At 45.2% G+C, this 2848-nt stretch carries 2 protein-coding genes and 1 pseudogene; all 3 read right to left on the bottom strand.

Annotation, left to right across the window (positions count from 1 at the left end; all coding sequences use genetic code 11):
- Positions 1-87 precede the first annotated feature (87 nt).
- Positions 88-1524, bottom strand: coding sequence for a DUF3854 domain-containing protein (locus H6G26_RS40560; RefSeq protein ID WP_190737659.1), 1437 nt, complete (start codon positions 1522-1524; stop codon positions 88-90).
- A 186-nt stretch (positions 1525-1710) separates the two neighbouring features.
- On the bottom strand, positions 1711-2310 hold the full coding sequence (locus tag H6G26_RS40555) for an alpha-ketoglutarate-dependent dioxygenase AlkB (RefSeq protein ID WP_190737657.1): 600 nt from the start codon (positions 2308-2310) through the stop codon (positions 1711-1713).
- 145 nt (positions 2311-2455) lie between these two features.
- Positions 2456-2848: pseudogene (locus H6G26_RS43605) on the bottom strand (hypothetical protein); the annotation flags it as partial.

The raw sequence follows: 2848 nt of genomic DNA, 5'->3' as shown, positions 1-2848 counted from the left end.
CCAAAGCTTACCCATTAATGAAACAACCTAGAAATCAATTACGCCGTCAATTACAGACTGCTTAATTTAACTATATCTTGGCTTATTTCAGTGCCATTCGGCTTTAGCCCAGTCGCCGCAGGATATGGCTGAGTACATAGCAGTTTGCAAGCGATCGCTCAAATTTTTCAGCAAAGTAACGCGATGCCCGTTGTTCAAAAAGCTCAAGTCTGGGTTATCAAATCTCATCATTGCCAAGATTTCAGTCTTGCCAGTTCCCATGTCAGAAGCCAAACCAACTAAACCAGATTGAGGCAGGGAGCGGATGACTGTAGAAAGATAGCGAGTATTAACGATAATATTGGGTTTGAATTTGTGAAGTCCCCTGGCGCGATTCACGAAAAATCTTTGGCTTAATTCGCTGATTCTCAATGCATCAGCAATCATCGTGGACACTGCTTTATCAGCTTTTTTCCCCAGAGCTACAACCCAATCGTCAATTCCTTTTTCTGGGCCAGGGAGTAGCGCCACTTCACATTGGCAGGCAAGTTGGAGAATGACTTGACAGGTGCGGCGAGTAGCACTGAAAACCTGCTGTTTGGTTTTGGGTTTACTTTCGTAGTCGAAGAGAATGACAAACTTACGCTTGTGTTGAGCCATTGGGACTAAATCAGGGTGCAGGTATTCCAAGTCTTCTTTGCCCACGCGACCATTCCAGATTCCAGGGAGTGCGATGGCTACATACCCCAAAGTTAGGAGACAAGCAGCCTTCTTCTCGCCCTCTGTAAGGCATACAGGGATTTCGGGGTGAGCCATTACCCAAGCCCAAAACCCTAATGCTTCACCAACTTCTGTAACAGTAATATGTTCTGGCATCGGCACGTCATAGCGTAGGGCTAGTAATCGCCAAATGTGCAGAGGGACTCTCAGATATGTAACTCGGTTGGGAGTTTTGGGTGGTGATTCATATTTAACGGGCTTTTGGGTTTGTTCTTGAGTTGTCTCGTCCCATTCCAAACGAGGACAATCAGGTTTCATCCGTCCCCAGTTCATCGGTAGCCAATTATTGAGCGGGTCGAGTCCACTAACCCACCATGCACCCGACTCTGCGTGAGCGTATCTTTTCAAGTACCCGTCGCGCAATCGCCCATCGTTACGTCTGGCAGTTTGGGGCAGAGCGTATAAAAGGTATTCGTATACTTCCGAACCATTTAAAGAGCGGACATTTAGGGCAGTGAGTTTGGAGTCAACAGCAGAATTGACCACCCATTCATGCCAGTGGTTAGGAGCTAACTGATTATTCGGATTTTGGTGTGCATCAATTGTGTGGCTCAAATGATCAGCATTATTTTGGTTCGAGGAGTCACGTAAATTTAGATAATGCTTTGGTAATTCATAATGAGAATTGATGAAGTGATTTTTAGGTACAGTTTTGAAATCAGTTTGTTTTTTGAAAACTTCTTTTGAGGTTGGTTCAGAAGTATTGGGTATTTTAGGTAAGCCATAATTAGGATCTAATAACCGACGACGTTTTGCTTCTCCCATGAGCTGACTCCTTTTTGAGGGAATAAGATAGTACAAACAAACTAAGAAGTTGTGATTGTAGATGACTTAGAAAAAATCAATTGCATGAAAAATGGATGCTGTCAGCCAGTGAATCTCATATAGAATCAGGGTTGACAGCTTTTTTGAAGTGCTATTGTTTATATGCTCAGATTGAAAAAATCAGAATTATCTGCTTCTGGCTGTATGTGGTCGGAATGTAAGATTAATACGTGTGCTAACAACTTTGTTTGTTTTCGGAACTTGGTGAAGATGAGTTGATTGACAGCCAGGGTGCATCACAAGCAAACTGCCGTGTTCCAGCCAGAAATCCGTTGGTCTGCCGCCGATGGGTTTGATCTGGAATTTGCGACATGATCCCAGGCTGACTGATGCGATTGCAGGGTTAGATCCCATCGATGGTTCGTTGTCTGCGTGCCACCCGATAGAATCAGTCCCCGTGCGGTATTGGTTGCCGATGACAATACGGAATTTGTAGCCAGTCAGCGCAGTGATTCTGTCTTGCAAGTTCGACAGTTGTTCTGTCCAAGTCAGAGGTTTCAAAAATACGCACTTTGAGTAAAGGTAATCGCAGCCGTAGTCCCCATAAATGCACTCAAGGCGGGGAACGGGCATTGTTTTACCCGCGATTCTGATTTGATTTTGCTGCCATTCCAGTTGTAGACAGTGTTGGTAGAGTGAGTTTGCCGCTTCAGTTCCCAAGAAATCAGGGTAATAGGTAACTGGTATCACTGGGGCAGATTCAGAGAAAAGTGTGAGTTGCTGCATGGTATGAGAGTTATTTTTGATGGATGAAAATCTAAAAGCCTGCTTCCGAGTTCGAGTGATGGAGCGAAAACTGATACTATAGGGCCAGCATTCATCACAAATATGCAATCAGGCGTTCGCCCTAGGGTTTGGTGTGCGAACGCTTTCATTTTTTGACCAATACCCGTGTTTTCTTGGTACTAAAAGCCCCCGCACTTCTTAGTGCAGTAGTCGGGTTTGGGTGAGCGAAAAACTCCTCAATTGCCTTGGTCAACCCATTTGCAACAATTGGGTCATGGCAGGCGTAAACGTAAACTGGCTGCTGAGTGCCATTGACCAGCCGCATCTCCTGACGTTCTCCCAGTTGGGGGTAAAAGGTGCGAACCCAAGTACCGAGATGACCACGATAATGCGAACCGTTAAGGGGGACTTTCTTACCCAGTTCGCTCTCTGCAAAATTGACCACACCCATCCATTTCTGTTGGCTACCGGAAAGTGCTTGTTGATTGTGTTGGGCTAGGAGATTGGCGGCGAAGTCTTGAAAATGCTGCTCTATGTA

The organism is Nostoc sp. FACHB-888 (genome assembly GCF_014696655.1).
Lineage (GTDB): Bacteria > Cyanobacteriota > Cyanobacteriia > Cyanobacteriales > Nostocaceae > Nostoc.
Note: the sequence above shows the minus strand (reverse complement) of the source record. Positions and strands in the feature narration are given on the sequence as shown.

Coding starts and splice junctions, on each gene's coding strand:
- H6G26_RS40560 (WP_190737659.1), bottom strand. CDS start 1,524: ATGGGAGAAGCAAAACGTCGTCGGTTATTAGATCCTAATTATGGCTTA.
- H6G26_RS40555 (WP_190737657.1), bottom strand. CDS start 2,310: ATGCAGCAACTCACACTTTTCTCTGAATCTGCCCCAGTGATACCAGTT.